The organism is Kitasatospora sp. NPDC056651, assembly GCF_042792155.1.
Classification (GTDB): Bacteria; Actinomycetota; Actinomycetes; order Streptomycetales; family Streptomycetaceae; genus Kitasatospora.
Genome location: NZ_JBHTWX010000032.1, coordinates 1 through 23,356, shown reverse-complemented (window position 1 = coordinate 23,356; position 23,356 = coordinate 1). Strand labels below are relative to the sequence as shown.

Genomic DNA, 23,356 nt, shown 5'->3' with positions numbered 1-23,356 from the left:
GGGGCTTGCCCCGCTCGACCTGCTGGAGTCGGACGCCGCGCACATCATCCGGGAGGCGGTGGGCGAGTCCGGGCGGCCCGTGCTGCTCTTCTCGGGCGGCAAGGACTCCATCGTGCTGCTGCACCTGGCGCGCAAGGCGTTCGGCCCGGCTCCGCTGCCCTTCCCACTGCTCCACGTCGACACCGGGCACAACTTCCCGGAGGTGCTCGCCCACCGGGACGAGGTGGTCTCCGCCCACGGGCTGCGCCTGCACGTCGTCTCCGTCCAGGAGTTCATCGACGACGGGCGGCTGAGGGAGCGGCCCGACGGCAGCCGCAACGCGCTGCAGAGCGTCCCGCTCACGGCCGCGATCGAGCGGCACGGGTTCGACGCGGTGTTCGGCGGCGCCCGCCGCGACGAGGACAGGGCCCGGGCCAAGGAGCGGGTGTTCTCGATCCGGGACGGGTCCGGCGGCTGGGACCCGGGGCGCCAGCGCCCCGAACTCTGGCAGCTCTACAACGCCCGGTGCGGTCCCGGCGAGCACGTCCGGGTCTTCCCGCTGTCGGACTGGACCGAACTCGACGTCTGGCGGTACATCGAGCGCGAGGGCATCGGCCTCCCCGCGCTCTACTACGCCCACCACCGGAAGGTGTTCGCCCGCGCGGGCATGTGGCTCACCCCCGGAGCCTGGGGCGGCCCGGGGGAGGGCGAGCGCCTGGAGGTCCGGCGGGTGCGCTACCGCACGGTCGGCGACATGTCCTGCACCGGGGCCGTCGACTCGGACGCGACCACCCCCGCCCAGGTCATCGCCGAACTCGCGGCCTGCCGCTCGACGGAGCGCGGCGCCACCCGGGCGGACGACCGGCTCTCCGAGGCGGCGATGGAGGACCGCAAACGGGAGGGGTACTTCTGACCGAGGCTGTTCGCCACGCGGCGGCCGGACGGCGGCCGGGCGGGGACCGGGCAGCGATCGAGGGCCCGGTGGGCGGTTTCGCCGGAGCCGCCGGGCCCTGGGACGGAGGGGACGGGGGCAGGCGGGCTCAGCTCAACGTACGGACCGCGGCGGAGTCGTAGGGGCGCAGGTCGGCGAAGCGGCCGGCGAGGACCTTGGCGGCCCACTGCGGGTCCTGGAGGAGGGCGCGGCCGACGGCCACCAGGTCGAACTCGTCGCGCTCCAGCCGGTCGAGCAGGTTGTCGATGCCCTGGACCCGGGAGCCCTCGCCCGCGAACGCGCTGACGAGGTCGCCGTCGAGGCCGACCGAGCCCACGGTGATGGTCGGGCGGCCAGTGAGCTTCCTGGTCCAGCCGGCCAGGTTGAGGTCGGAGCCGTCGAACTCGGGGACCCAGTAGCGGCGGGTCGAGGCGTGGAAGGCGTCGGCGCCGGCCTCGGCGAGCGGGGTGAGGATCGCCTCCAGCTCCTGGGGGGTCTCGGCGAGGCGGACGTCGTAGTTCTCCGACTTCCACTGCGAGTAGCGGAAGATCACCGGGAACTCCGGGGACACCGCCCCGCGCACCGCGGCGACGAGCTCGGCGGCGAACTTCGTCCGGGCGACGGGGTCGCCGCCGTAGGCGTCGGTGCGGCGGTTGGTGCCGGCCCACAGGAACTGGTCGAGCAGGTAGCCGTGGGCGCCGTGCAGTTCGACGCCGTCGAAGCCGATCCGCTCGGCGGCCGCGGCGGCCTCGGCGAAGGCGGCGATGACGGCGTCGAGGTCGGTCCGGGTCATCGCCCGCCCGGTCCCTTCGGTGCCGTTCAGCCGGATGCCGGACGGGCCGATGGCGGGGGCGTCGGCGAACGGCGGGTCGCCCTGCTTGCGTGCCATGCCGACGTGCCACAGCTGCGGCACGATGGTGCCGCCCGCCGCGTGGACGTCCTCGGCGACGCGGGCCCACCCGGCGAGCTGCTCCTCGCCGTGGAAGCGCGGCACGTCGTCGGTCTGGCCGGCGGATTCGTGGCCGACGTACGTTCCCTCGGTGACGATCAGGCCGACGCCCGCGGCGGCGCGGCGGGCGTAGTAGGAGCGCACGTCCTCGCCGGGCACGCCGCCGGGGGAGAACCTTCGCGTCATCGGGGCCATCGCGATGCGGTTGGGCACGGTCAGCCCGTTGACGGTGACGGGCCGGGAGAGGATCTCGGCGGCGCGGGAGGCGGAGGGCTCGGTGCCGGTCATGGAGGTTCCTTGCGGCTGGCGGTGGTCTCGCACCGGGACGGAAACGGTCATCCGTGCCAACCACCCAGGTGGCCGCCGCATTTCGTCCGCCGCGCGGGGGCCGTTGTGATCCACGCCATGGCGCGCCGGCGCGGGGGAGGGGGCGGCTCCTCCCTCCAGGTGACCGTGCGGGGCTTCACCGACCAGGCCCAGAAGCCGGCCGCCCTGCCCGCCGACCACTCGCCCGAGTTCCGCCCCCGGGTCGGCATGACCCTCCGGACTGGCATCGCCGCCCTGTACACGGCGGCCACCAGCTGACTCGCCCCGGCCTGGCGTGCGGCGTCCTCGGCTCGCCGGAAACGGATTCCCCCTCACGGCCGGTGCGCGCCGGACCGAATTCTGACTTTCCGGTCAGTAGCCTGCGGAGCCGAACCCGACACCAACCGGAACGAGGCCCCATGGCGCACCCCCGGCCGTCCCGCCGTTCGCTCCTGCGGTCCGGGGCCGCGCTCGCCGCGCTGGCGCTGACCGGCGGCTGCTCCTCCGACGGGGGAGGAGAGGAGCAGCCCGGGCCGAACGGCACGGCCCCGACCACGGCCCCGGGCACGGCCGGGTCCGGAAGCCCGGCGGCGGGCGGGTGGGCGATGCCGGCCGAGTCCGGTCCGCACACCCGGACCTTCATGGCCTGGCCGGCGCTGGAACAGGTCTGGGGCGACCAGCTGCCCGGTGTCCGGCAGGACATCGCGGGGCTGGCCCGGGCGGTCGCCGGCTTCGAACCGGTCGTCCTGCTGGCCCGACCGGACCAGGCGGCCCAGGCACGGCAGGCCTGCGGCTCCTCGGTCGAGGTGCTCGAACTGGCCGTCGACGACCTGTGGATCCGGGACACCGGCCCGACTTTCGTGACCGGCCCGCGGGGGATCGCCGGGGTCGACCTCGACTTCAACGGCTGGGGCGACAAGCAGACCCACGCCGAGGACAGCCTGGTCGCCCGCCGCCTCCTCGACCACTACCGGATCACCCGCCTCCAGGCGCCGGTCACCGGCGAGGGCGGCGGCATCGAGGTGGACGGGCAGGGCACGCTGATGGCCACCGAGAGCTCCTGGGTCAACGGCAACCGCAACCCGGACAAGTCCCGCGACCTGATCGAGGCGGGCCTCAGGGAATCGCTCGGCGTCGAGAAGGTGATCTGGTTCCGGGGCGTCGCCGGTCAGGACATCACCGACTGCCACGTCGACGCGCTCGCCCGCTTCGCCGGGCCCGGCACCGTCGTCCTGCACCGGCCCGCCGCCGACACCCCGCCGGACGTCTGGACCACCGCCTCCGCGCAGGCGCTCGGGGTGCTCCGCTCGCAGACCGACGCCAGGGGGCGCGCGATCGAGGTGGTCGACCTCCCCGAGCCCGACGCGGGCCTGATCCGGGGGACGGGCAAGGAGTTCCTCGCCACCTACGTCAACTACTACGTCTGCAACGGCGGCCTCGTCGTCCCCCGGTTCGGGGACCGGGCCGCCGACGACCGGGCGGCCGGCATCATCGGCGACCTCCATCCGGGCCGGACGGTCACCCGGGTCGACATCGACCACATCGCCGCAGGGGGAGGCGGCATCCACTGCGCCACCCAGCAGCAGCCCGCCGTCTGAGCCGGCCGGACCCGGGCCCGTCGGACCCGGGCCCGTCGGACCCGGGCCCGTCGGACCCGGGCCCGTCGGCCCGGCGCCCGCTCAGCCGAGGGCGGGGAGGTCGTGGGTGGCGCAGTGGATGCCACCGCCGCCGCCCGCGATCGCGTCGATCCTCACCGGGACGACCTCCCGGCCCGGGAAGTACTGCTTCAGGACCTGCCGGGCCCGGTCGTCGGCCCTGGCGTCGCCGAACTTCGGCAGGTAGACGCCCTTGTCGCCGACGTAGAAGTTCATGTACGAGGAGACGAAGGCGTCGCCGCGCCCGGTGATCCGGTCCGGGTCCGGCTGCTGGAGCTCGACCACCTCGAGCTTGCCGCCCCGGGCGTCGGTGGCGTCCGCGAGCACGGCGCGGGCCTGGTCGGCCGAGCGGGACCAGACGTCCGGCGGGGTGCCGGGGAAGGCCTGGTCGAGCAGGACCACACCGGGGGCGGCGAAGCGGGCCAGGCAGTCGACGTGAGCGTCGGTGATGTCCTTGCCCTTGACGCCCGCCAGCCAGATCACCTTGGTCACACCGAGCACCCGCTTCAGCTCCGCCTCGACCTGGTCCCGGCTCATGCCCGGGTTGCGGTTGTCGTTGACGACGGAGCTCTCGGTCACCAGCAGGGTGCCCTGCCCGTCGCTCTCGAAGGAGCCGCCCTCGGCGACCAGCCGGGTCTCGATCCGCTCCACGCCGAACTGGGCCAGCACCGTCCGGGCGACCTTGGCGTCGTTGCCGTGCCGCTGCTTGCCGCCCCAGCCGTTGAAGTTGAAGTCGACGCCCTTGACCTTGCCGCCCTCCTCGACGAACACCGGCAGGGTGTCCCGGGCCCACAGGTCGTCGACGGCGACCGGCACCACCTCGACGGCCGAGCCGCAGGCCCGCTGCGCGGCGTCCCTCTGCTCGGGGCGGGCCATCAGCACGACCGGCTCGCGGGCCGCGATCGCCTGGGCCAGGCCGGCCACGTCCCGGCGGACGTCCGCGAGCTGATCGCCCCAGACGCTCTCCGAGGCCGGCCAGGACATCACGGTGCGCAGGTGCTTCTCCCACTCGGCGCCGAAGCGGCGCACACCGGGGGCGGCGCCGGGGGTGCTGCCCGGGGTGCCGCCGGGCCGGGGCGGCGGCACGGCGCCGTCGGTGCCTTCGACGGCGTTGGGGTCGCAGGCGGTGAGGCCGAGGGTGAGGGCGCCGACGCCGGCGCCGACACCGGCGAGGGAACGGATCAGGCTGCGGCGGGACAGGGCGTGGGACATGCGGGTACTCCGGCTGGTGGTCGGTGCGGTGGGGGTGTTCTTCGGCGGGCCGTGCGGCGGCTACGGCAGCGGCTCGTGCATGGTCGAGCAGTGGATGCCGCCGCCCCCGGCCATCAGGCGGTCGACGTCGATCTGCACCACCTGGCGGCCGGGGAAGGCGGCGGCGAGCGCCTCCCGGGCGGCGGCGTCCTTGTACGCGTCGCCGAACTGGGCGGTGATGACGCCCCCGTTGACGAGGTGGAAGTTGAGGTAGGAGTCGACGAAGTCGGACTTGCGGGAGCGGACGGTGTCCGGGCCGTGCACCGGGACGACCTCCAGGCGCCGGCCCCGGGCGTCGGTGGCGGTGGACAGGATGGCGAACTGCTCGCGGGCGTCCCGGGCCCAGGCGTCGGTGCGCTCCGGCGGCGGCAGCTGGACCATCACCACCCCGGGGCGGACGAACCGGGAGGTGACGTCCACGTGGTCGTCGGTGATGTCCCGGCCCTTGATGCCCGGCAGCCAGATCATCGTGTCGGCGCCGTACGCCTCCAGGACGGCCTCCTCGATCTCGTCCCGGCTCATGCCGCGGTTGCGGTTCTTGTTGACGAGGCTGCTCTCGGTGGCCATCACGGTGCCGTCGCCGTCGGTCTCGACGGCGCCGCCCTCGCCGACGAAGTCCGCGTAGGTGTGGCGCAGGCCGCGGCGGGCGGCGAGGCGCTCGGCGACCCGGGCGTCGTCGTGGTGCACCTGCTTGTCGCCCCAGCCGTTGAAGTTGAGGACCACGGCGTCCAGGCCGCCGTACCCGTCCCGGCGGAACACCGGGGCGATGTCGCGCATCCACAGGTCGTCGGTGGGGATGTCGGTGATCACCTCGACACCGGAGCCGCACCGGGCGCGGGCCTTGCCCGCCGTCCAGTCGTCGGGGGCGCACATCACCACCGGCTCGAACTCGGCGACGGTGCGGGCGATCAGGGCGATGTCGTCCTGGACGCCGCCCAGGCGCAGCCCCCACACGCCCCGGCGGGACGGCCAGGACATCCAGGTCCGCGCGTGCGGGACGTCGTCCGCCGGCACCCGGGGGTACGGCCCGGTGGAGCGGTCATCGCGGTGGTGGGTCATGAGGGTCTCCTGGTGGTGCGACGGTGCCGGGCAGGGCGCCGGGGGCCGCCGACTCCACTCTTCGCTCGGCGCCGCGGCGGCGCACCACGGGGCGGGCCACGGGGGCGGGCCCGGCGGCAGCGCCCTGCCTGAGCTTCAGGCTCGCACTGACTGAAAAATCAGTCAAACTCGCGAAGACGTCTCGACGCGCCCTTGGCGGGCTTCGGCCCGCCGGTCGGGGGGTGCTCCCCGGAGCGGTCCGTACGGCTCAGGGCCCGAGCCGGGCCACCTCGGCGTCGATCGCCTCGGCCAGGAGCGCGCGGGCCTGCGCCAGCGGCAGGCTGCCGCTGAGCCAGCGCGTGCTCAGGCCCTCCAGCAGCGCGGTCAGCCGCTCCGCCGCCCCGGCCAGCGCGACCGCCGAGGCCATCGGCCGTACGTCGCCCAGCAGTTCTGCGATCTCCTGCACCCAGATCCGGGTGGCCCGCGCCAGGTCCTCGCGCAGTGTCTCGTCGAACACCGCGCTCGCCCTCAGCTCACCCCAGGCGATGCTGTTCTCCCGCACCTCGGCGGTGTCCTGGAACTCCAGCAGCAGGGTCTGCTCCAGCTCCTCGCGGGGCGTCGGCGGCGCGGCGTCCGCGGCGCGCTCGGCCGTGTACCGCTCGGCCCGGTCGTTGATGAACTCCAGCGTCTGCCGGAGGATCCCCGTGCGGTCCTTGAAGTGGTAGTAGATCAGCGCGGTGGACACCCCCGCCTCGGCCGCGAGCTCCTCCACCCGCAGTCCGCGCACCCCGCGCCGCGCGATCACCCGCGCCGCTGCTTCCATGATCGACGTTTTACGACTGGCCACGATCCATCACCTTACCGGGGGTGCGGGCACCGATCCGGCGTGCCGACTGAAAATCCGGTCAGGAGCGTCGAGGGGACACCCTCCGACCGTGACGCAGGTCACGGCGAACGCAGAACCCGCAGGCCGGATCGGGCGTCTGGCTGGTGTGAGATCACGCAGGAGAGCACTGGACGAACTGGACGAGGAACGCCTCCTCCGGCTGGTGGCCAGAGGCGACCGAGGGGCGTTCGACGAGCTGTACCGCCGCACGTCGCCCTGGCTGGCGGTACGGCTGCGCCGCCGCTGCGCCGACGAGCAGATCGTCGCCGAGGTCATGCAGGAGACCTACCTGGCGGTGTGGCGCGCCGCCGGCGCGTTCGCCGGGAGCGCGGTCGGCGGGACGGCCGTCGGCTGGCTGTGGACGATCGCGGCCCGCCGCCTCGTCGACGCCTTCCGACGCCGCGCCCACCACGCCGAGCCACCCGTCGCCGCCGCCGAGCGGGCCGTGGTGCCCGCGGCCGAGGAGGAGGCGCTCGCCGTGACCGTCGGCGGCGACGTCGGCGACGCCCTGCGGCGACTGGCACCGGAACTCCGGGACGTCCTCCAGGCCACGGTGCTCGACGGGCTCTCCGTCCGGGAGACCGCCGTCCTGCTCAGACTGCCCGAAGGCACGGTCAAGACCCGCGCCCGCCGGGCCCGGATCGCGATGCGGGAGGCACTGGCATGAACGAGCGAACCACCGGCGGGGAACACGCGTCGAGGCGGCTGATCGAGGACTACGCGCGCGGCGACACGACGCTGCCCGCGGACACGGTGTGGGCGCTCGAAGCCCACCTGGAGAACTGCGCGACCTGCCGGAGCCGGCTGGCGGCCACCGTGGCCACCGAGGCACCGGACACTGCCGCCCTCCTCGACACCGTCCGGGCCGCCCTGGAACCGGCGCTGGACGCGGCCGTCCGAGCGCCCGCACGGCGCCGCCGCCCGCGGTGGGCCGCGGCCTGGCTGACCCCGGCCACGGCCCCGTGGCTGGCGACGACCTTCGCCGTCACCCTGCTGGCACTGCTGCTGGACGCGCTCGCCCCGCCGGCGTTCCTCGGCGACGCCTCTCCGGTGTCGGCCATCGCGCCCGTACTGCCGCTGTGCGGCGTCGCCGCGGCGTGGTCGCGCGCCCTGGACCCGGCGTACGAACTGACGGCCTCGACCGCCCGGGCCGGCCTGCCCCTGCTCCTCAGGCGCACCACCGCGTCGCTCCTGGTGGTCCTGCCCGCGCTCCTGCTGGGCGGCCGGCTCACCGGGACCGCGACGGCCGCGCAGTGGCTGCTGCCCTCCCTGGCCTTCACCTCCACCGCCCTCGCGCTGGGCAGCGTGATCGGCGTGACCCGCGCCGCCGCCGGGCTGGTGGCCGCCTGGGGCGCCGCCGTCGTGCTGCCCGCCTGGGCCACCGGCCACGTCCCGGTCGTCCTGGACTTCGTCCTGCGACCGGACCGACTGCCCCTGTGGGGGCTGCTCCTCGCCCTCGCGAGCGGCGCCGTGATCATCCGCAGGAACGCCTACCCGACGCTGTGAAACCACCACCGACCCCCGAGAGGGACCACCGCATGACACCCCTGATGAGCGCGGCCGACACCGCGCCGAAGACCTACGCCTGGGAGATCCGGGCCGCCGGCCTGAAAGTACGCGCAGGCCGGAAGAAGACGGCCGTCGACGGACTCGACCTCCACCTGGGCATCGGCGCCCACGGCCTGTTGGGGCCCAACGGCGCCGGGAAGACCACCCTGATCCGGGCACTGGCGACCGTGCTGCGCCCCGCCGAGGGCGAACTGGAACTGCTCGGCGCCTCCGTCGCCGGACTGGGCGACCACCGGGCCCTGCGCCGCCGGATCGGCTACCTGCCCCAGGAGTTCGGCTACTACAAGCGGTTCACCGTACGCGAGTTCGTCGAGTACATGGCCTGGCTGAAGGAGGTCCCGAAGGCCGAGGTCCCCGAGGCCGTCCAACGAGCCGTGGAACGGGTGGGCCTGGCCGACCGCGCCGACCACCGGATGAAGACCCTGTCCGGCGGCATGGTGCGACGGGCCGGCATCGCCCAGGCCATCGTCAACGACCCCGCCGTGCTGCTGCTGGACGAGCCGACCGCCGGCCTGGACCCGGCCCAACGGCTGCGCTTCCGCGAGCTGTTGCAGGAACTGGGCCGCGACACCTGCGTCGTCGTCTCCACCCACCTGGTCGAGGACGTCGCCGCCGCCTGCTCCGACGTGGTGCTCTTCGCCGACGGCCGCCTCGTCTTCCAGGGCACGCCCGACGAACTCGCGGCGGCGGGCGGCCCCGAGCACCCGGGCGACAGCCCCCTGGAGCGCGGCTACTCGGCGCTGCTCCACACCTCCGGGCAGCGGGGAGGCACCTGGTGACCGGGCGTGTGCTGCGCATCGAACTGCGGCGCTCCGCCGCGCCGTGGGCCGGCGTCGTCGTCCTGGGCGGCAGCCTCGCGGTCTTCTGCCTGATCGACGGGATCTGGTGGAAGGGCACCGCCGGGTGGACGGCCCAGTGGACCTCGATGGCCCTGTGGACCAGGTACCTGCTGGCCTTCTGGTGGCCGCTCGTGGTGGGCCTGGGCGCGGTGTACGGGCTGCGCGACTCCCGCTCGCGGACGGCCGAACTGCTGGCGACCACGCCGCTGCCGGCCTGGCGCCGGGCCGCGCTGCCGGCCGGCGCGCTGGCGCTCGCGCTGGCTTCGGGCTTCGGCCTCCTGGTCCTGGCCGGCGGGGTCCAGGTGGCCCTCGGCGGGAGCTCCTACACGTCGCTCGGCTGGCTGCCGATCTCGCTCGTGGCGACGCTGGCCCTGGTCGCGGGCGCGGTGTTCGGCATGGGCGTCGCGAGGGCCCTGCCCTCGGTGCTCACCCCGCCGGCCCTGGTCCTGGCCTTCCTCGTGGTGACCGGCGGCCTGCTGCGGCCGAACAGCGAAGGGGAGGTGCCGTCGAGCCGCGGGCCGAACCGGCTCTCCCTGCTGTCCCCGGCGACCGCGGATCCGCGGGAGACGCTGCTGACCCTCTCCGGCTCCGTCCACCTCGGCCAGACGCTCTGGCTGCTCGGCCTGCTCGCCACCGGCTTCGCCCTGCTGTCGGCCGTGACCCGCCGGGCCCGGCTGCTCGCGCTGGTCCCCGTCCTGGCCGGCGCGGCCCTGGCGCTGGCGGTCCTCCCGGCCACCGCCCGCGACACCTACGTCATCGACAAGGCCGCCGCCGCCCCGGTCTGCGACGGACCGGTGTGCGTGACGCGGGCGAACGCCGCACGCCTGCCCGAACTCGCGGCGCGCAGTGCGGAGGCGCTACGCGTGCTGCACGAGGTACTGGGCGACCGGGCGCCGACATCGGTGCGGGAGGACACCGCGCTGCGCGCGCTCGGCGAGCCACGCGGACTCTCCGCCGACGTGGTGCTGGTCGACTTCGACGAACGGCTGTTCGTCGACGCGACGGGCGAGGCGCTGACCCGCGCGCTGATCGCCCAGGGGCTGGCGCCGAACTGCCGCGGGCACAACGACCGCGAGGGCGGTGGGACCGGCGACGTGCCCGCCCAGAGCATTGCCGTGAGCTGGGCCCTGCACGACTCCGCACTCCGACCGCTGGAGGCGAAGGGCAGCGACGCGTACGAGCTCGACACCTGGGCGGACGCCGATGCCGCCTGGGAGAAGCTGACGGCGCTGCCGCCGGCCGAGCAGCACTCGCGGATCGCCGACCTGCGCGCCGCAGCCCTCTCCTGCGCGCACCACGACCTGCTGCGGGCCCTGACCGGGGAGGCATCGCGATGAGGTGGCTGATCCTGCACGCCCGTTCCCGGCAGGTGCCCGTCTCGGCCGCGGCGGTGGCGCTCGTCGCGCTGGCGCTCCGGGCCCTCGGCGGCCCGGAACCGGCGAGTCTGGGGACGGTGGTCCTGGTCCTCACCGCGAACGTCGCGGCCGCCTCCGTCGGGCTCGGCGGCTGGGACCCCGCACTGGAGCGGACGGCCGCGATCCGCTGGGCACCCCGCCGGGCGGCGCACGTGCTGCTCATCGGCGCGGTCGCGAGCGCGGCGCTGCTGGCGGTCCAGGCGACGGGAGCGCGGCTCGCCCCCGCCGAGGTCGTCATCCGGACCAGCGCGGGCCTGGTCGGCCTGGCCGCGCTCGGGGCGGCACTGTTCGGGGCGCAGCTCGCCTGGATCCTGCCGACCGGCTGGCTCGGCTTCACGCTCCTGATGCCGCCTCCGGGCGGCGTGGTGGGGGAGGTGGTCGGCTGGATGGTCTATTCGCCGAGCACGACGGTGTCCACCGCGACCCCGTGGGCCCTGCTGGCGGCGGGCACCGTGGTGTACGCGGCGGCGGGGCCGCGGGGGTAGCGGTCACAGATTGTGCTTGATGCTGCCGGGTGGGAACAATTCGCTTCCGACGAGGCGGCACTCGCCCCAGATGGTCACGGTGAGGCCGGGGATGCCGTGCAGTGGAGTGAGATCGAGGTTGCCGAGCGGGCCGGCGAATCCGATGGACAGGTTCCGGAGAGCCGGAAACGTGTGCCGCAGCCGGGATAGGTCGATGCTCTCTGTAATTCGGTGCAGGGCGACTGTCGTCAACCTGGGGAGCGAACCGTGCAGTGTCCGGCCCGGTGCAGTAAGTGTGAGCTGGGTCAGCATCGGAAGGTCGTTCAGCTCGCCTAGGTCGCCAATCGATTCCGCCGGCAACGCCAAATATGTGAGGTCCTGGAAACGTTTGATGCCGGTGATCGCCCGCGGCCCGGGCGGGCACGCCAGTAGGTTGAGGATGGTCAGCCCAGTCGGTGCGGGAAGCTCGGCCAGGTTGGAATAGCGACTCGGCATCTTGAGGCGGAGGTGCTTCAACCGCTCGAAGGAGGAGAGGATACCGAGGTCCTGGAGGCCAGGCAGATCGAGTCCGAGATATGTGAGCGGCAGGTCGACCAACGGGGCGAGGTCCGTGATCCTGGGGCAACCGATCAGGTCGAGCCAGGTGAGCTGCGAGTGATGACGGAGGAAGTCCAGGCTGTCGATCACGCTGTTGTCAACGAGGGCTAGCTGGTCCCTCCCAATCAGCTGTCCGGACTCGTCGATATTCCTCGCTGAGAAGGAACCATGGAGCCAGAGAGTTGGGAAGGACCGAGCGGACGGGGCGTGGGCGAGCTGCGCCGGTTTTCTGACTCTGACCAGGCCGTCTCCTGGGCAGTAGGCGAGGATCTCACGAACGTACTCCTGGAAATCAATGCGGCTCGGATCCCAAGCTGAGCCGAGTTTGTTCCAGAGCTCCAGTCCTGCCGTTTTGCGGTAGCGCTTCAGGAATGGATAGGCCGCCTCGCCGCCGATTCCCAATGCGGCGTGGACGACGAGCGCCCGTGTGTGGTCGTCGAGTCCTTCCGGGCCCGGCAGCAGGTCGAGCACCATGGTGCCGCATTCCGCCAGTCGATCGGCCTGCCTCCATGACTGCGGCGGTACCAGCCGGGTTACCCGTTGTACCGCCTCCGACCTGACTTTCGGGTCTAGTTGGACGGCGTGCTCGAGGCAGGTGGCGGCGAGGAGGTGGAGTCGGGCCTGCTGCTCAGGCATCCGGTCGCCGCGCGCGAGCAGATCGGTGATGATGCGCCCGGCCTCGTCCGGCCGGGCGTGGGCCACGGCCATCCGCAGTACGTCCTCCCACTGGTCGTCCTCGGAGTGACGGTCCAGCAGCCCGAAGTCGCGCGCCTCCACGGCGGCTTTCGCACCCAGGTAGTCCTGGAAGGTGCGGTGGATGAAGTCGATGGTCTCTGCCGTGGGCTGGCGGAGCAGGCCGGTGCGGGCGATCAGGTGGTCCAGGACCGCCGGGGCGTCACCCTGTTCGGCGACCGCCGGCATGGCCGGGAACGCGGCGGCGATCTCGTGCTCGGCGTCGGCCCGGTCCGCCTCCGCCTGGCCGTTGCGGATCATCCAGTACGCGAGGCGCTGGAGCAGCTGGATGCTCTGCTGCTCGTCCAGAGCGATGCCCTCGGGCGCCACGACGTCGCGTTCGTCGTCGCGGCGGACCAGCAGCATGGACAGCGCGGCGTCGTACAGAGCCTTGCGTCCGCGTGGAAGGTGGCCCCTGCGGGCGCGGTGGAGGGCGCAGATCAGGGCGCAGAGCAGCGGGGTGGTGGCCAGCTGGGAGAGGTTGGACTGAGCGCGCACGGTGTCCTTGAGCCGTTCCGCCAGGCCGGCCAGCTGGGCAGCCTCCTCAGGAGTGGTGTTCCGGTCCCGTGCGGCCTCGTGCCAGCGGTCGATGAACACGGTGACATCGCGGGTGCCCATCGGTCGGACTGTCAGCTCCACGAAGCCCTCGCCGACGAACTGCCCTTCCCGGACGGCGGTCGGCCGGGTGGTCAGGGCGAAGAACGAGTGCGGGTAGGCGGCCAGCAACTCGTCGAGCCACCGAAAGGTGCGCTTCCGGTCGGCCTGCGGCACCTCGTCCACTCCGTCCAGCAGTACCATGCCGCGCCCGGAGGACAGCACCCGGTCGGCCCAGTCGGCGGGCTGGGCGGCGGCCAGCGGGCAGTCCAGGTGATCGAGGAACTCCGCCGGGGACGGGAGCGAATGCTGTCGGACCAGGGTCCGCAGCGGCAGTAGGAACGGGATGTGTCCTCTCAAGGGCTTGAGCTGAGAGGGTAGTTGCCTCTTGGCGGTCGCCACGGTGAGCCATTGCAGCAGGGTGGTCTTGCCGCTGCCGGCGAGTCCTCGGACCAGGATTCGGTCCAGGCCGCCGAGCGTGTCCTCGGCACGCTGGACGTGGACGGTGGGCGCGGTGCCAGCCTGTTCGTGACGGCTGAAGGCCTCCGGGACGGTTGCCAGCTCGAGGCTGAGGTAGGCGGTGTCCAGGGGCCAGCGGGAGCGGTCGTGGCTGAGGTCCAGGCCGATGATCTCCAACTTGCTGTGCCGTCTGGCCAGGTACGTGCGATAGCGGGTTTCGAACTCGGCGTCGGGGTCGGGCTTCCTCGCCGGAACCTGAGCGCACGTCCGCCGGAGCTCGATGAGTTGCTCTGGGAACAGATGGAGCACCCGGGCCAGCTCGCGCAGCGTCCGGTCGCTCGGAATGCTCCCGCTGTCGTTCAACGCCTGACTGACGGTCGTCCGGCCGAGGCCGGATCGGCGCACCAACTGCTCGATGGTCAGGCGCTGTCGGGTCATTCCGTGACGCAGGATCGAGGTCAGGTCCCTGCGCGCGACGGCCTCCGCCGAAGGCGGCTGCGGCTCACTCATGCGTTCATCTTTGTTCATCCGAACGGTGGTGAACGCCCGATCGGTGAGATTGGCCCAGTCCGTGAAACCCCCGGCTGATGGAGGCCCGATGTTCCCGCTGCTCGCTGCCGCTCTGCTCCTTCTCCTCGTGCTGGGCGTGGTGTTGCCCGCCGTCTGGTCGCGGCAGCCCGCGCGCCGTTCGGCCGCCCGTACGGTGCTCCGGATGCTGCTCGACGCGCTCGTCCGCCGCGCATGGTGAACAGCCGGAACTCGCCCCCGGGTTCGGGTGGCCGAGGGCGCGGACGGTCCGGGCGGCGCTGGTCAGGGTGGGCAGGTGCCGTCGGGGCTGCCGGGCGGCTGCCGGTTCTCGCTGTTCCAGTGCGGCGGCGGGAGGTGGTGGGCGACCACCAGGTCGTGCTGTCAGGTGGGGTGCGCGGGGCTTTCGGTGAGCCAGCCCAGTTCCCCCAGCGCCGCGTGGATGCCGGCCGCGCCGGCCCGGTCGGGGCGGTGGACGAGCGGGTCCTCGGCGAGGGCGGTGAGCAGCGCCGGTTCGGCCCCGGCGACGACCACCGCGTGCGCGCCGGTCCGGAACAGCGAGAGGTCGTTGAGGGAGTCGCCGGCGACGAGGATCTCGTCGGTTCGCCAGCCCAGCTTCCCGGCCAGGGCCCGCAGGGCGTTGCCCTTGGAGGCCTCCGGTGGCAGGACGTCGAAGTACCGGTCCGCCGAGTACACCCAGGCGCAGCCGAGGTCCTCGACGACCGTGGTGAGTTCGCGGGTGAGCAGGTCGGGGGCGAGGCGGTAGGAGCAGCGGCCGTCCTGGGCGACGTCCTGCTGGTAGACGAGCGCGGGGAAGCGGCGCAGTGCGGCGCGCACCCGGTCCGGCCCCGGCCAGCCGGTCCGCAGCTGCTCCTGCACCGGGTCCACGGGGGTGAGGTCCGTGCCGTCGACGACGGTGGCGCCGACGTCGGCGATGATCCACCGGGGCGGTGGGACGAGCGGGTCGCGGAGGACTTCCCGGACGGAGGCCAGTGCGCGTCCGGTGGCGAAGACGATCGTCACCTCGGGGTGGCCGGCCAGGGCGTCGCGTAGACGGCGCCGGTCCTCCCGGGTGCCGCCGAGCAGGGTGCCGTCCAGATCGGTGACCAGAATCCTCGACATCCGAGGGACGCTAACACGGCCGTGCGCCGTCTTGAAGCGGCCATCTCATGCCGGTTCCGGCCCGGCGCGAAAGGGTGGTGGAGGGGGCTGAACCCGGGAGGGGTGGTGGCGCGTCCAACTGGACAAGGAATTGGTACAGACCACAGTGGAGGATCGCGATGGATTCTCAACTCTGGTCCGTCCAAGCAAATCTGACGCCAAGTCCGGCTATCGCGACGGGCTCGATCCGAGGGGAGCAGCGGATGTCACTGGCGGGGGCCGGGCGCCGGTTCGGCAGACACGGGCTCGTACTGGCGGCCGTGGCGGTGAGCATCCTGGTGGCGACGGCGGTGCTGTCCGCGGTGGCCGGGCTGGCCGAGTCGGCCGCCACCTCGGGGGTGCGCCAGCGGCTCGCCGCCGATGCCGGACGGTCGGTCGAGGTGGCCGCGCGCTGGATGGCGCAGGGCCTGCCGGAGGCCGACCGGGCGGTGCGGGCGGCGCTGGCCCGGACGATGGCCGGCACTCCGTTCCGCACCGAGCCCGCGCTGCGCACCACCGTCAACGTGGATCTGCCGCTCCCGCCCGCCGCGCGACGGCGGCCCACCGACACCGCGCTCACCCTGCGCCCGGTCGGGCTGCCGGACCCGGGCCGCTACGCCCGGCTGCGCAGCGGGAGTTGGCCGGACGCCGCGAACGCCCCCGATACCGCCCCGAACGCCCCCGATACCGTCCCGGCCCCCGCCGACGCCCCGGCAGCCCCGGCCACCCCGGCAGCCCCGGCCACCCCGGCCGCCGCCGCCCCCGCCCCCGTCGCCGGCGGCGGCCTGCGCGTCGCCCTCCCCGAGGCCGCCGCCGACCGGCTCGGCCTGGACACCGGCGGCACCGCCGTCATCCACGACCCCGCCACCGGCGGACCCCTCACCCTCACCGTGACCGGCGTCTACCGGCCGGACCCGGCCGCCACCGCGCTCTGGACCGGCCTCGGCGGTCCCGATGCCGCGACCCTTCCCCTGCTGCTGGTCGACGGCCGGCAGTTGACCGCCTCGCCCTCGTTCGCCGCCACCACCCTCGCCGTGTGGCTGGCCCTGCCCGACACCGGCGGGGCGAGCCTGTCCGAACTCGCCGCCCTGCGCGACCGGGTGGCCGCCTTCGCCCGCGGGGACACCGCCCGCTCCGTCTACCGCGGCGGCCCCCCGGCGCTGGCCGACACCGCGGCGCGCAGCGGGTTCCCCGCCGCCGTCGACAACCAGGTGACGGCGGCCCTGACGGCCAGGGCCGAGATCGCCGTACCGCTCGCCCTGCTCGCCGTACTCTCCGCCGTGGTCCTGGTGCTGACCGCCCGCCGTCTCGCGGAGGCGGTCGCGGGCGAGCAGGCGCTCCAGCGGTCCCGGGGGGCCGGCGCGCCGCGCCTGCTCGCCACGGCCGCCGGCGAATGGCTGCCGGTCGCACTGCCGGCCGCGCTCGGCGGGCTGCTGCTCGCCGGACCGCTGCTCGCCGCCGTGCTGCGCGCCGCCGGGGTGGGCGGCGCCGAGGCGCACGCCCTGGCCGCCGACGCCGGCCGGACCGCCTGGTGGTCCGCCGGGTTCGCGCCGGCGGTGCACGGCGCGGCACTGCTGCTGCCGCTCGCCCGGCAGGCACTGGACCCGGGCGCCGGACGGGCCCTGCGCGCGCGCGGCGCCCGTCGGCTGGGACTGCAACGGGCCGGCGCGGACCTGGCCCTGCTCGCGGTGGCGGTCCTCGGCTTCCTCCAACTGCGCCACTACCGCGGCCTGGTGGCGGCGGGCGCGGGTTCCGGCTTCGACTCCGGGACCGATCCGGTGCTGGTGCTCGCCCCGGCGGCGATGGCGGTGGCCGGCGCGGTGCTGCTGCTGCGGCTGCTGCCGCTGGTCGGGCGACTGCTGGAGCGCTCCGCCGGGCGGGCCCGGGGGCTGGTCCTGCCGCTGGGCGCCTGGCGGTTGAGCCGGGACACCGGCCGCCAGGCGGTCCCGGTGCTGGTGACCCTGCTGGCCGTGGCCTGCGGCAGCCTGGCCGCCGGGGTGCTGGCCGCGCTCCCGGACAGCGACCGGGCCCGGGCGTTCCACACCGTGGGCGCCGACCTGCGGCTGTCCGGGGTGACCGGCGCACCGCCGCAGCGCCAGGCCGTGCTGGCCGCCCTGCCCGGAGTGACGGGGGTGACCCCGGTCGCCGAGCAGTCCGCCTACGTGGGCGACACGGTCGTGCAGACCGTCGCCCTCGACACCACCGCCGCCGCGGCCACCGGACGGCTGCCCGCGCTGCGCCCGGACCAGACCGGCCGGCCGGTCCCGGAACTGCTGGCCCCGCTGACCGCCGTGCCCGCCCACGGCATCCCGGTGCCGGGCGAGCCGACCGCGCTGGAGGTGACCGTCCGGGCCACCGCCGACGGACCGGTCCCCGGGCTGGGCCTGGGACTCCTGCTCCAGGACTCCCGGGGGATGGTCGACCGGCCGACCGCACCGCTGCCGGCCGACGGCAGCCCGCACACCGTGACCGTGCCCCTGCCCGACGGCGACCGGCGCGCCCGGCCGCTGACGCTCACCGGCCTCGCCGTGCACTTCCCGGGAGCGCTGACCCGGCGCCTCACGGTCGACCTGGAAGTGTCCGGCGTCGCCGCCGTCACCGCCGGGCAGCGGACCGCCCTCGAACTCCCGTCGGGACAGCTCTGGTTCCCCGCCGGCACGGCGGCCCCCGACCTGGTGGCGCTGGAATGCCCCGGCACCGTCCGCGACCCGTGGCACGAGCTCGAACCGCGGGCCGGGGCCTGTGCCTGGTCGAGCGACGGCTCCGCCCTGCTGCGCACGGTGCTGCGCTCCCCGTGGCCTTCCGACCAGCTGGACCGGATCGGTGACGACCTGGCCTTCGGGGTGATGCCCCGGGACTGGCCGCCGTCCGGGACCGGCGGGCCGGCGCTCCCGGTGCTCCCCGCGATCGCCGACCGCGCACTGCTCGACGCGGTGGACGCCAAGGTCGGGGACACCCTCAAGCTCTCCTGGGAACACGACGGCCGGAGCGCCCAGCGGGTCCGGATCACCGGGGAGGTCAGCGCCCTGCCGGGCTACGACCGGATCCAGGGCCACCTCCTGCTGGACCTGCGGGCGGTGGCCGGCACCCGCGCGGCCACCGGGATGGCACCGCTCGACGTGGACCGCTGGTGGCTGACCAGCGGCGACCCGGCGGCCACCCGGGCCGCCGTCGACGGCCACACCGGGTTCGGCCGGGTGCAGAGCGTCGCGCAGGTCGCCGCCGACCTGGCGAACGACCCCTTCCGGACCGGACTGCGCTGCGCCTGGCTGCTGGTCGTGGTCACCGCGCCGCTCTTCGCGGTGACCGCGCTGGTCCTGCACGCGGTGGGCGCGGTCCGGACCCGGCAGCGGGAGTTCGCGGTGCTGCGCGCCCTGGGCGTGCGGCGCCGTGAGCTGACCAGACTGCTGCGGGCCGAACAGCTGGCGGTGACCGCGCCGCCCGTCCTGCTCGGCGCCCTGCTGGGGCTGCTGCTGGCGGCCCTGCTCCTGCCCTTCACCGTGCTGGACGACGGCGGGGGACCGCTCTACCCGGCCCCGGCCACCGCCCCGGGCCGGCCCGCCGCCGCGCTCACGGCGCTCGCGAGCGGCCTGCTGATGGCCGTCGCGCTGCTGGTCCTCACCCGGCTGCTGGCCCGGGTCGACCTGGTCCGGGCCCTGCGCGCGGGGGAGAACGGATGAGCCCGGCGACGGCCCGGCAGGGCGCGGCCGCGGCCCGGGCGCCGCACCAGGACGGACCTTCCGACGGGGGGAGCCCCACATGCTGACACTGCGCCTGATCCGGCGCGAGGCGCGGATCGCCTGGCCGGTGGCGGCCGTGCTCGCGCTGCTCGCCGTGCTGGCCACGGCCATCCCGCTGTGCTGGCCGCCGCGCCTGGACCGGCTGGCGGCCGGCTCGCTCGCGGACCGGCTGGCCCGCGCGCAGCTGACCGGGCCGCTGCTGTCGGTCGACACCCGCACCGCCCGGGCGTTCGACCTGGGGACGCCGACCGACGGCTCCCTCGACCGGGAGCTGGACGGGATCGGCGCCCGGCTCCGGGGCGCCGGCACGCCGGGACTGACCGCCGCGCTGGGCACGCCGCAGGCCCGGGTGGTCACCGAGAGCGCGACCGCGTACACCCTGCCGGCGCCCGCCGGGTACACCCTGCCGGCGGCGGTCAGCCTGGTCCACGCCCAGCCCGACGCGCCGAGCGGCCCGGTCGAGTACGTCCGGGGCCGCGCGCCGGACCAGCCGCCGCGCCCGACGGGCCCGTCGGTGAGGCGGCCCCCGATCGAGGTCGCGGTCTCCGAAACGGTCGCGGAGCGGCTCGGCCTGACGCTCGGGCAACAGTTCGACGTGGCGAGCGACCGGTGGAGCGCCCAGATCGTCCTGGTCGGGGTCTTCCGCACCGACCACGGCGCCGGCCGGCTCTGGCAGCGGCTCCCGATGCTGGTCGCACCCTGGAGGGTGCAGACGCGCGCCGGCTGGGAGCTGGACGCCCAGCTGCTGACCAGCGCCGGCGGGATCGAGCAGGCGACCGGGCAGGCACTCCGCGTGACCTGGGACGTGCCGGTGGCGACCGACCGCTCCGGCCCGGCCGCCACCTCGGCCGGGCTCGCCGACCTGCGCGCCGGACTGGCCCGACTGCGTGCCACCGACCTGGAGCGGCTGTGCGAGGGCCTGTCCGAGCGGCGCTGCTCGCTGGTCGACCACGTGGTGCCCACGATCACCGTCACCGACCGGCTCAGCCCCGAGCTGGAGGCCTTCGCCGCCCAGCGCGGGCGCACCGAACAGCTCCAGGGCTTCGCGCTCGCCGGGCTGCTCGCCGTCGTGGTGGCCACCGCCGTCGCCGCCGCGCGGCTGGGCGTCCGCCGCCGGGCCGGCGCCTTCGCGCTCCAACTCTCCCGCGGAGCCGATCTGTTCGGGATCGCGGGCCGACTGCTGGCGGAAGCGGCGGTGTCCGTCGGTGCCGGTGTCGCGGCGGGCTGGGCGATCGGACGGGTGCTCACACCACCGGGCGCCGACCCGGGATCACCGGTGCCGGCGCTGGCCGCCGTGCTGCTGATCTGGTGGGCGCCGGCCGCGGTACTGCTCGGCTCGGCCGGGCGGGCCCGCCCGGTACCGCGCTCGCGCCGCATCGTGCTGGAGGCCCTGGTGCTGCTGCTGGCCGGCGGCTCGCTGGCCGCGCTGCGCGCCCGCGGAACCTTCGCCGGCTCCGGCATCGATCTCCAACTCGCCATGACCCCAGTACTGTTGGCGCTGGTCACGGTGATGGTCCTGCTCCGGCTGCTGCCCCCGGCGGTCCTCCGGGCCACCCACTGGGCCCGCCGGTCACGCGGCCTCGTCCCGCTGGTGGCACTCGCCCGGGCCGGCGCGCGCAGCGGCGCGGCCGCACTCGCCCTGCTGGTGCTGGTGCTGGCCACGGGGTACGGGGTGTTCGGCGGACTGGTGGAGCGCACCGTCGCGGACAGCCGGACGCAGACCGCCGAGTGGCGCACCGGCGGGGCGGCCGCCGCCCTGGTCGGCCCGCACGACCGGCTGTCCGGTGACCTCGCGAAGATCCCCACCGTCGGCCACCAGGTGCCCGTCAACGCTCTGACCGCGGAACTCACCTCCCAGGACGACGGCACCACCCTCCCCGGCGCCCAGCTGGTCGGACTGGACGCCGCCGTCCTGGGCGCGGCCGCACCGTCCTCCGCGGTGGCCCGCGCCCTGCTGGCCGCCGACGGGACGGACGCGCCGGTCGGGCGCTCCGGCGGGGACGGCGGCGTCCCCGTGCTCACCGCGCTCGCCGACCCGGCACTCGCCGCCCGCTTCCCCGACGCCACCTTCGAGGTCTCCGCCCCGGGCACGAGCCGCGTCCTGGTCCACGTGGTGGGCGCCCTGCCCGAGGAGGCGCTGCGCGACCCGGTGCTCGGGCCGGTCCTCGGCACCGGACCGTCGGGCCCGCTGCTGCTGTTCGGCGGACCGTCCGGTCAGCGCCTGCCCGCGCAGAACCGCCACCCGTCCGCCGTCCTCTTCTACCCGACCGCCGACGGACCGCCGCTGGACCCGGCCGCCGTACGGGCCGGTGCCGCCGCGCAGCTCGCCCCCGGCGGCGACGTCTGGGCGCCGGTGGAGTTCCGCGACCGGGCCGCCGAGCTCGACCTGCTGCGCGGCGACGGGCTGGTCCGCTCGGTCGGGCTCGCGTTCCGGGCCACCACCTGGCTCGGCCTGCTGCTCGCGCTCGGCGCGCTCACCCTGGACCTGCTGCTGAGCGCCACCGAACGCGCCCGCACCTCGTCCTACCTGCGCACCCTGGGCACCGGCAGCCGCGCGGTGCTCGGCCTGCAACTGCTGCAACTGCTGCCGCTGCTGCTGGCCGCGGCCGTCGGCGGCACCGCGCTCGGCCTGCTGCTGCCCGGCGCGCTCGGCCCCGCCCTGCGGCTGAGGGCACTCACCGGCGGGCCGTTCGAGCCCGCCGCACACATCGACTGGACGACCACCACGGCACTCGGCGTCTCGGTGGCCGTACTGGTGACGGCGGCCGCCGCGCTGGAGGCGGCGATCAGCCGCCGCCGCGGCCTGGGCGCCGTCCTACGACTGGGGGAGGCGTTGTGACCGACCGTCCGACCGAACGGCCCGAGCCGGCAGCCGGCGCCGGGCGCCATCCCGGGCCCGAGCCGGCCACCGGGACCGGGCCCGAGCCGGCCACCGGGACCGGGACCGAGCCGGCCACCGGGACCGGGCCCGAGCGGCCGATGGTGGCCTGCGAGAGCCTGGTGCGGATCTACCGCACCGGCTCCACCGCCCGGGGAGGCGTGGAAGTGCAGGCCCTGCAAGGCCTCGACCTGACCGTGCGGGAGGGCGAACTGATGGCCCTGGTCGGCGCCTCCGGCTCCGGCAAGTCCACCCTGCTCGGCATCCTGGCCGGCCTGGACACCCCCAGCGCCGGCACCGCCGTGGTGGACGGCACCGACCTGGGCGCGCTCGGCCGGCGCGCACGGACCGCCTACCGGCGCCGGACCGTCGGAACGATCCAGCAGCAGACCGCGAGCAACCTGCTGCCCTACCTGACGGCTCACGAGAACGTGCGACTGCCGATGGGCTACGCCGGAGTGCCGCGCCGCGAACGCGCCGCCCGGGCGACGGAACTGCTCGGCCTGATGGGCCTCGCCCGGGCCGCCGACCGCACCCCGGCCGCGCTCTCCGGCGGCGAGCAGCAGCGGGTGGCCATCGCCGTGGCCCTCGCCAACCGGCCCCGGCTGCTGCTCGCCGACGAGCCCACCGGAGAGCTGGACACCACCACCTCGGAGGAGGTCTTCGGGGCCCTGCGCGCCGCCAACGCGGAACTGGGCACCACCGTGCTCATCGTCACCCACGACCCCCTGGTCGCCGACCAGGTGGGCCGCACGGTGCGGATCCGCGACGGGCGCACCTCCACCGAGGTGCTGCGCCACCCGGCCGTCACGGGTGCGGACGGCTCCACAGCCGTCCAGGAGTACACCGTGCTGGACCGGGTCGGCCGGCTCCAGCTGCCGAGGGAGTTCACCGAGTCCCTGGGCCTGGCCCACCGGGTGCGGCTGGTCCTGGAGCGCGACCACATCACCGTGTGGCCCGACCACGACCGGCCGGCGGCGGGAGGAGGGGGAGACGAGGAACCGGGTCCGTCGTGAAATCGGACCGGTGGTGGCCCGGGCGGCGCCGGGAGTCCCCCTGGGCGTTTGTGCCGGGCGTGGAGGAGGAGTACTGTCTTCCAGTCGCCTGATGGAGAACACCGGACACGCGTTGGCGTGGACGGTCCCGGGCGGCCAATCCAATCAGAAACGTTCGTTTTATCGGATTGCGGCCGGATTCGCTTTTCGCAGCGGAGACCGGCTAGAGTTTGAAACGTCGAACGGGGCGCCAAGCCCCGAAAGGCGCCGGCAAGTCGGAAGTGGAAAGCCTCGGTAAAACGGAGCGGAAAGCGTCTGGTAAGCTGGAAACACGAAAGAACGAAGCCCGGAGGGCCTGCTGGAAGGCAGTCCGAAGGAAGCGTCCGTTCCTTGAGAACTCAACAGCGTGCCAAA

18 protein-coding genes are annotated in these 23,356 nt (G+C 74.7%); 12 read left to right on the top strand and 6 right to left on the bottom strand.

The window, feature by feature from the left end:
* Nucleotides 1-19 precede the first annotated feature (19 nt).
* The gene (gene cysD / locus ACFRAR_RS15265) at nucleotides 20-892 is read left to right on the top strand and encodes a sulfate adenylyltransferase subunit CysD (RefSeq protein WP_380698568.1); all 873 of its coding nucleotides are present in this window, start codon (nucleotides 20-22) and stop codon (nucleotides 890-892) included.
* A 127-nt stretch (nucleotides 893-1,019) separates the two neighbouring features.
* Here the strand turns inward: cysD and ACFRAR_RS15260 are convergent, their stop codons facing one another.
* Complete coding sequence (locus ACFRAR_RS15260) at nucleotides 1,020-2,147, bottom strand: NADH:flavin oxidoreductase (protein ID WP_380698521.1); 1,128 nt, start codon at nucleotides 2,145-2,147, stop codon at nucleotides 1,020-1,022.
* A 117-nt stretch (nucleotides 2,148-2,264) separates the two neighbouring features.
* On the opposite strand from ACFRAR_RS15260, the gene ACFRAR_RS15255 reads away from it, so the two are divergent.
* Together ACFRAR_RS15255 and ACFRAR_RS15250 are read left to right on the top strand one after the other, a co-directional pair.
* Complete coding sequence (locus tag ACFRAR_RS15255; protein ID WP_380698520.1) at nucleotides 2,265-2,444, top strand: hypothetical protein; 180 nt, start codon at nucleotides 2,265-2,267, stop codon at nucleotides 2,442-2,444.
* Between the two features lie 140 nt (nucleotides 2,445-2,584).
* Nucleotides 2,585-3,763 carry an agmatine deiminase family protein gene (locus ACFRAR_RS15250; protein WP_380698519.1) on the top strand — a complete coding sequence of 393 codons (1,179 nt, stop codon included), beginning with the start codon at nucleotides 2,585-2,587 and terminating at the stop codon, nucleotides 3,761-3,763.
* Nucleotides 3,764-3,844: 81 nt separating this feature from the next.
* Here ACFRAR_RS15250 and ACFRAR_RS15245 read toward each other — a convergent pair whose 3' ends face one another.
* From ACFRAR_RS15245 to ACFRAR_RS15235, 3 genes are all read right to left on the bottom strand, one after another.
* Nucleotides 3,845-5,032, bottom strand: coding sequence for an agmatine deiminase family protein (locus tag ACFRAR_RS15245; protein WP_380698518.1), 1,188 nt, complete (start codon nucleotides 5,030-5,032; stop codon nucleotides 3,845-3,847).
* A gap of 60 nt (nucleotides 5,033-5,092) precedes the next feature.
* Nucleotides 5,093-6,130 carry an agmatine/peptidylarginine deiminase gene (locus ACFRAR_RS15240; RefSeq protein WP_380698517.1) on the bottom strand — a complete coding sequence of 346 codons (1,038 nt, stop codon included), beginning with the start codon at nucleotides 6,128-6,130 and terminating at the stop codon, nucleotides 5,093-5,095.
* 247 nt (nucleotides 6,131-6,377) lie between these two features.
* The gene (locus ACFRAR_RS15235; protein ID WP_380698516.1) at nucleotides 6,378-6,932 is read right to left on the bottom strand and encodes a TetR/AcrR family transcriptional regulator; all 555 of its coding nucleotides are present in this window, start codon (nucleotides 6,930-6,932) and stop codon (nucleotides 6,378-6,380) included.
* A gap of 169 nt (nucleotides 6,933-7,101) precedes the next feature.
* Between ACFRAR_RS15235 and ACFRAR_RS15230 the strand changes: the two genes are divergently transcribed.
* The 5 genes from ACFRAR_RS15230 to ACFRAR_RS15210 are packed head-to-tail and all read left to right on the top strand — an operon-like array spanning nucleotide 7,102 to nucleotide 11,303.
* A complete protein-coding gene (locus ACFRAR_RS15230) occupies nucleotides 7,102-7,662 on the top strand; it encodes an RNA polymerase sigma factor (RefSeq protein WP_380698515.1) in 561 nt (186 codons plus the stop codon).
* Nucleotides 7,659-8,501 carry a zf-HC2 domain-containing protein gene (locus ACFRAR_RS15225; protein WP_380698514.1) on the top strand — a complete coding sequence of 281 codons (843 nt, stop codon included), beginning with the start codon at nucleotides 7,659-7,661 and terminating at the stop codon, nucleotides 8,499-8,501. Before ACFRAR_RS15230 ends, ACFRAR_RS15225 begins: the two co-directional genes overlap by 4 nt.
* Nucleotides 8,502-8,533: 32 nt before the next feature.
* Nucleotides 8,534-9,343 (top strand): ABC transporter ATP-binding protein, encoded by an 810-nt coding sequence (locus ACFRAR_RS15220; protein ID WP_380698513.1) that lies wholly within the window; start codon nucleotides 8,534-8,536, stop codon nucleotides 9,341-9,343.
* Complete coding sequence (locus tag ACFRAR_RS15215; RefSeq protein ID WP_380698512.1) at nucleotides 9,340-10,740, top strand: hypothetical protein; 1,401 nt, start codon at nucleotides 9,340-9,342, stop codon at nucleotides 10,738-10,740. Before ACFRAR_RS15220 ends, ACFRAR_RS15215 begins: the two co-directional genes overlap by 4 nt.
* A complete protein-coding gene (locus ACFRAR_RS15210) occupies nucleotides 10,737-11,303 on the top strand; it encodes a hypothetical protein (protein WP_380698511.1) in 567 nt (188 codons plus the stop codon). Before ACFRAR_RS15215 ends, ACFRAR_RS15210 begins: the two co-directional genes overlap by 4 nt.
* A 3-nt stretch (nucleotides 11,304-11,306) precedes the next feature.
* Here ACFRAR_RS15210 and ACFRAR_RS15205 read toward each other — a convergent pair whose 3' ends face one another.
* Nucleotides 11,307-14,174 (bottom strand): NACHT domain-containing protein, encoded by a 2,868-nt coding sequence (locus tag ACFRAR_RS15205; protein WP_380698510.1) that lies wholly within the window; start codon nucleotides 14,172-14,174, stop codon nucleotides 11,307-11,309.
* Between the two features lie 88 nt (nucleotides 14,175-14,262).
* On the opposite strand from ACFRAR_RS15205, the gene ACFRAR_RS15200 reads away from it, so the two are divergent.
* Nucleotides 14,263-14,412, top strand: coding sequence for a hypothetical protein (locus ACFRAR_RS15200; protein WP_380698509.1), 150 nt, complete (start codon nucleotides 14,263-14,265; stop codon nucleotides 14,410-14,412).
* A gap of 161 nt (nucleotides 14,413-14,573) precedes the next feature.
* On the opposite strand, the gene ACFRAR_RS15195 is transcribed toward ACFRAR_RS15200, so the two are convergent.
* Nucleotides 14,574-15,311 (bottom strand): HAD-IIB family hydrolase, encoded by a 738-nt coding sequence (locus tag ACFRAR_RS15195; protein ID WP_380698508.1) that lies wholly within the window; start codon nucleotides 15,309-15,311, stop codon nucleotides 14,574-14,576.
* 242 nt (nucleotides 15,312-15,553) lie between these two features.
* Between ACFRAR_RS15195 and ACFRAR_RS15190 the strand changes: the two genes are divergently transcribed.
* The 3 genes from ACFRAR_RS15190 (at nucleotide 15,554) to ACFRAR_RS15180 (ending at nucleotide 22,963) form a co-directional block, all read left to right on the top strand.
* A complete protein-coding gene (locus ACFRAR_RS15190) occupies nucleotides 15,554-19,009 on the top strand; it encodes an FtsX-like permease family protein (RefSeq protein ID WP_380698507.1) in 3,456 nt (1,151 codons plus the stop codon).
* Nucleotides 19,010-19,088: 79 nt separating this feature from the next.
* Nucleotides 19,089-21,908 (top strand): hypothetical protein, encoded by a 2,820-nt coding sequence (locus ACFRAR_RS15185; RefSeq protein WP_380698506.1) that lies wholly within the window; start codon nucleotides 19,089-19,091, stop codon nucleotides 21,906-21,908.
* Nucleotides 21,909-22,048: 140 nt separating this feature from the next.
* Entirely contained in the window at nucleotides 22,049-22,963 is a 915-nt protein-coding gene (locus ACFRAR_RS15180; protein WP_380698567.1) for an ABC transporter ATP-binding protein, read from the top strand.
* Nucleotides 22,964-23,356 lie beyond the last annotated feature (393 nt).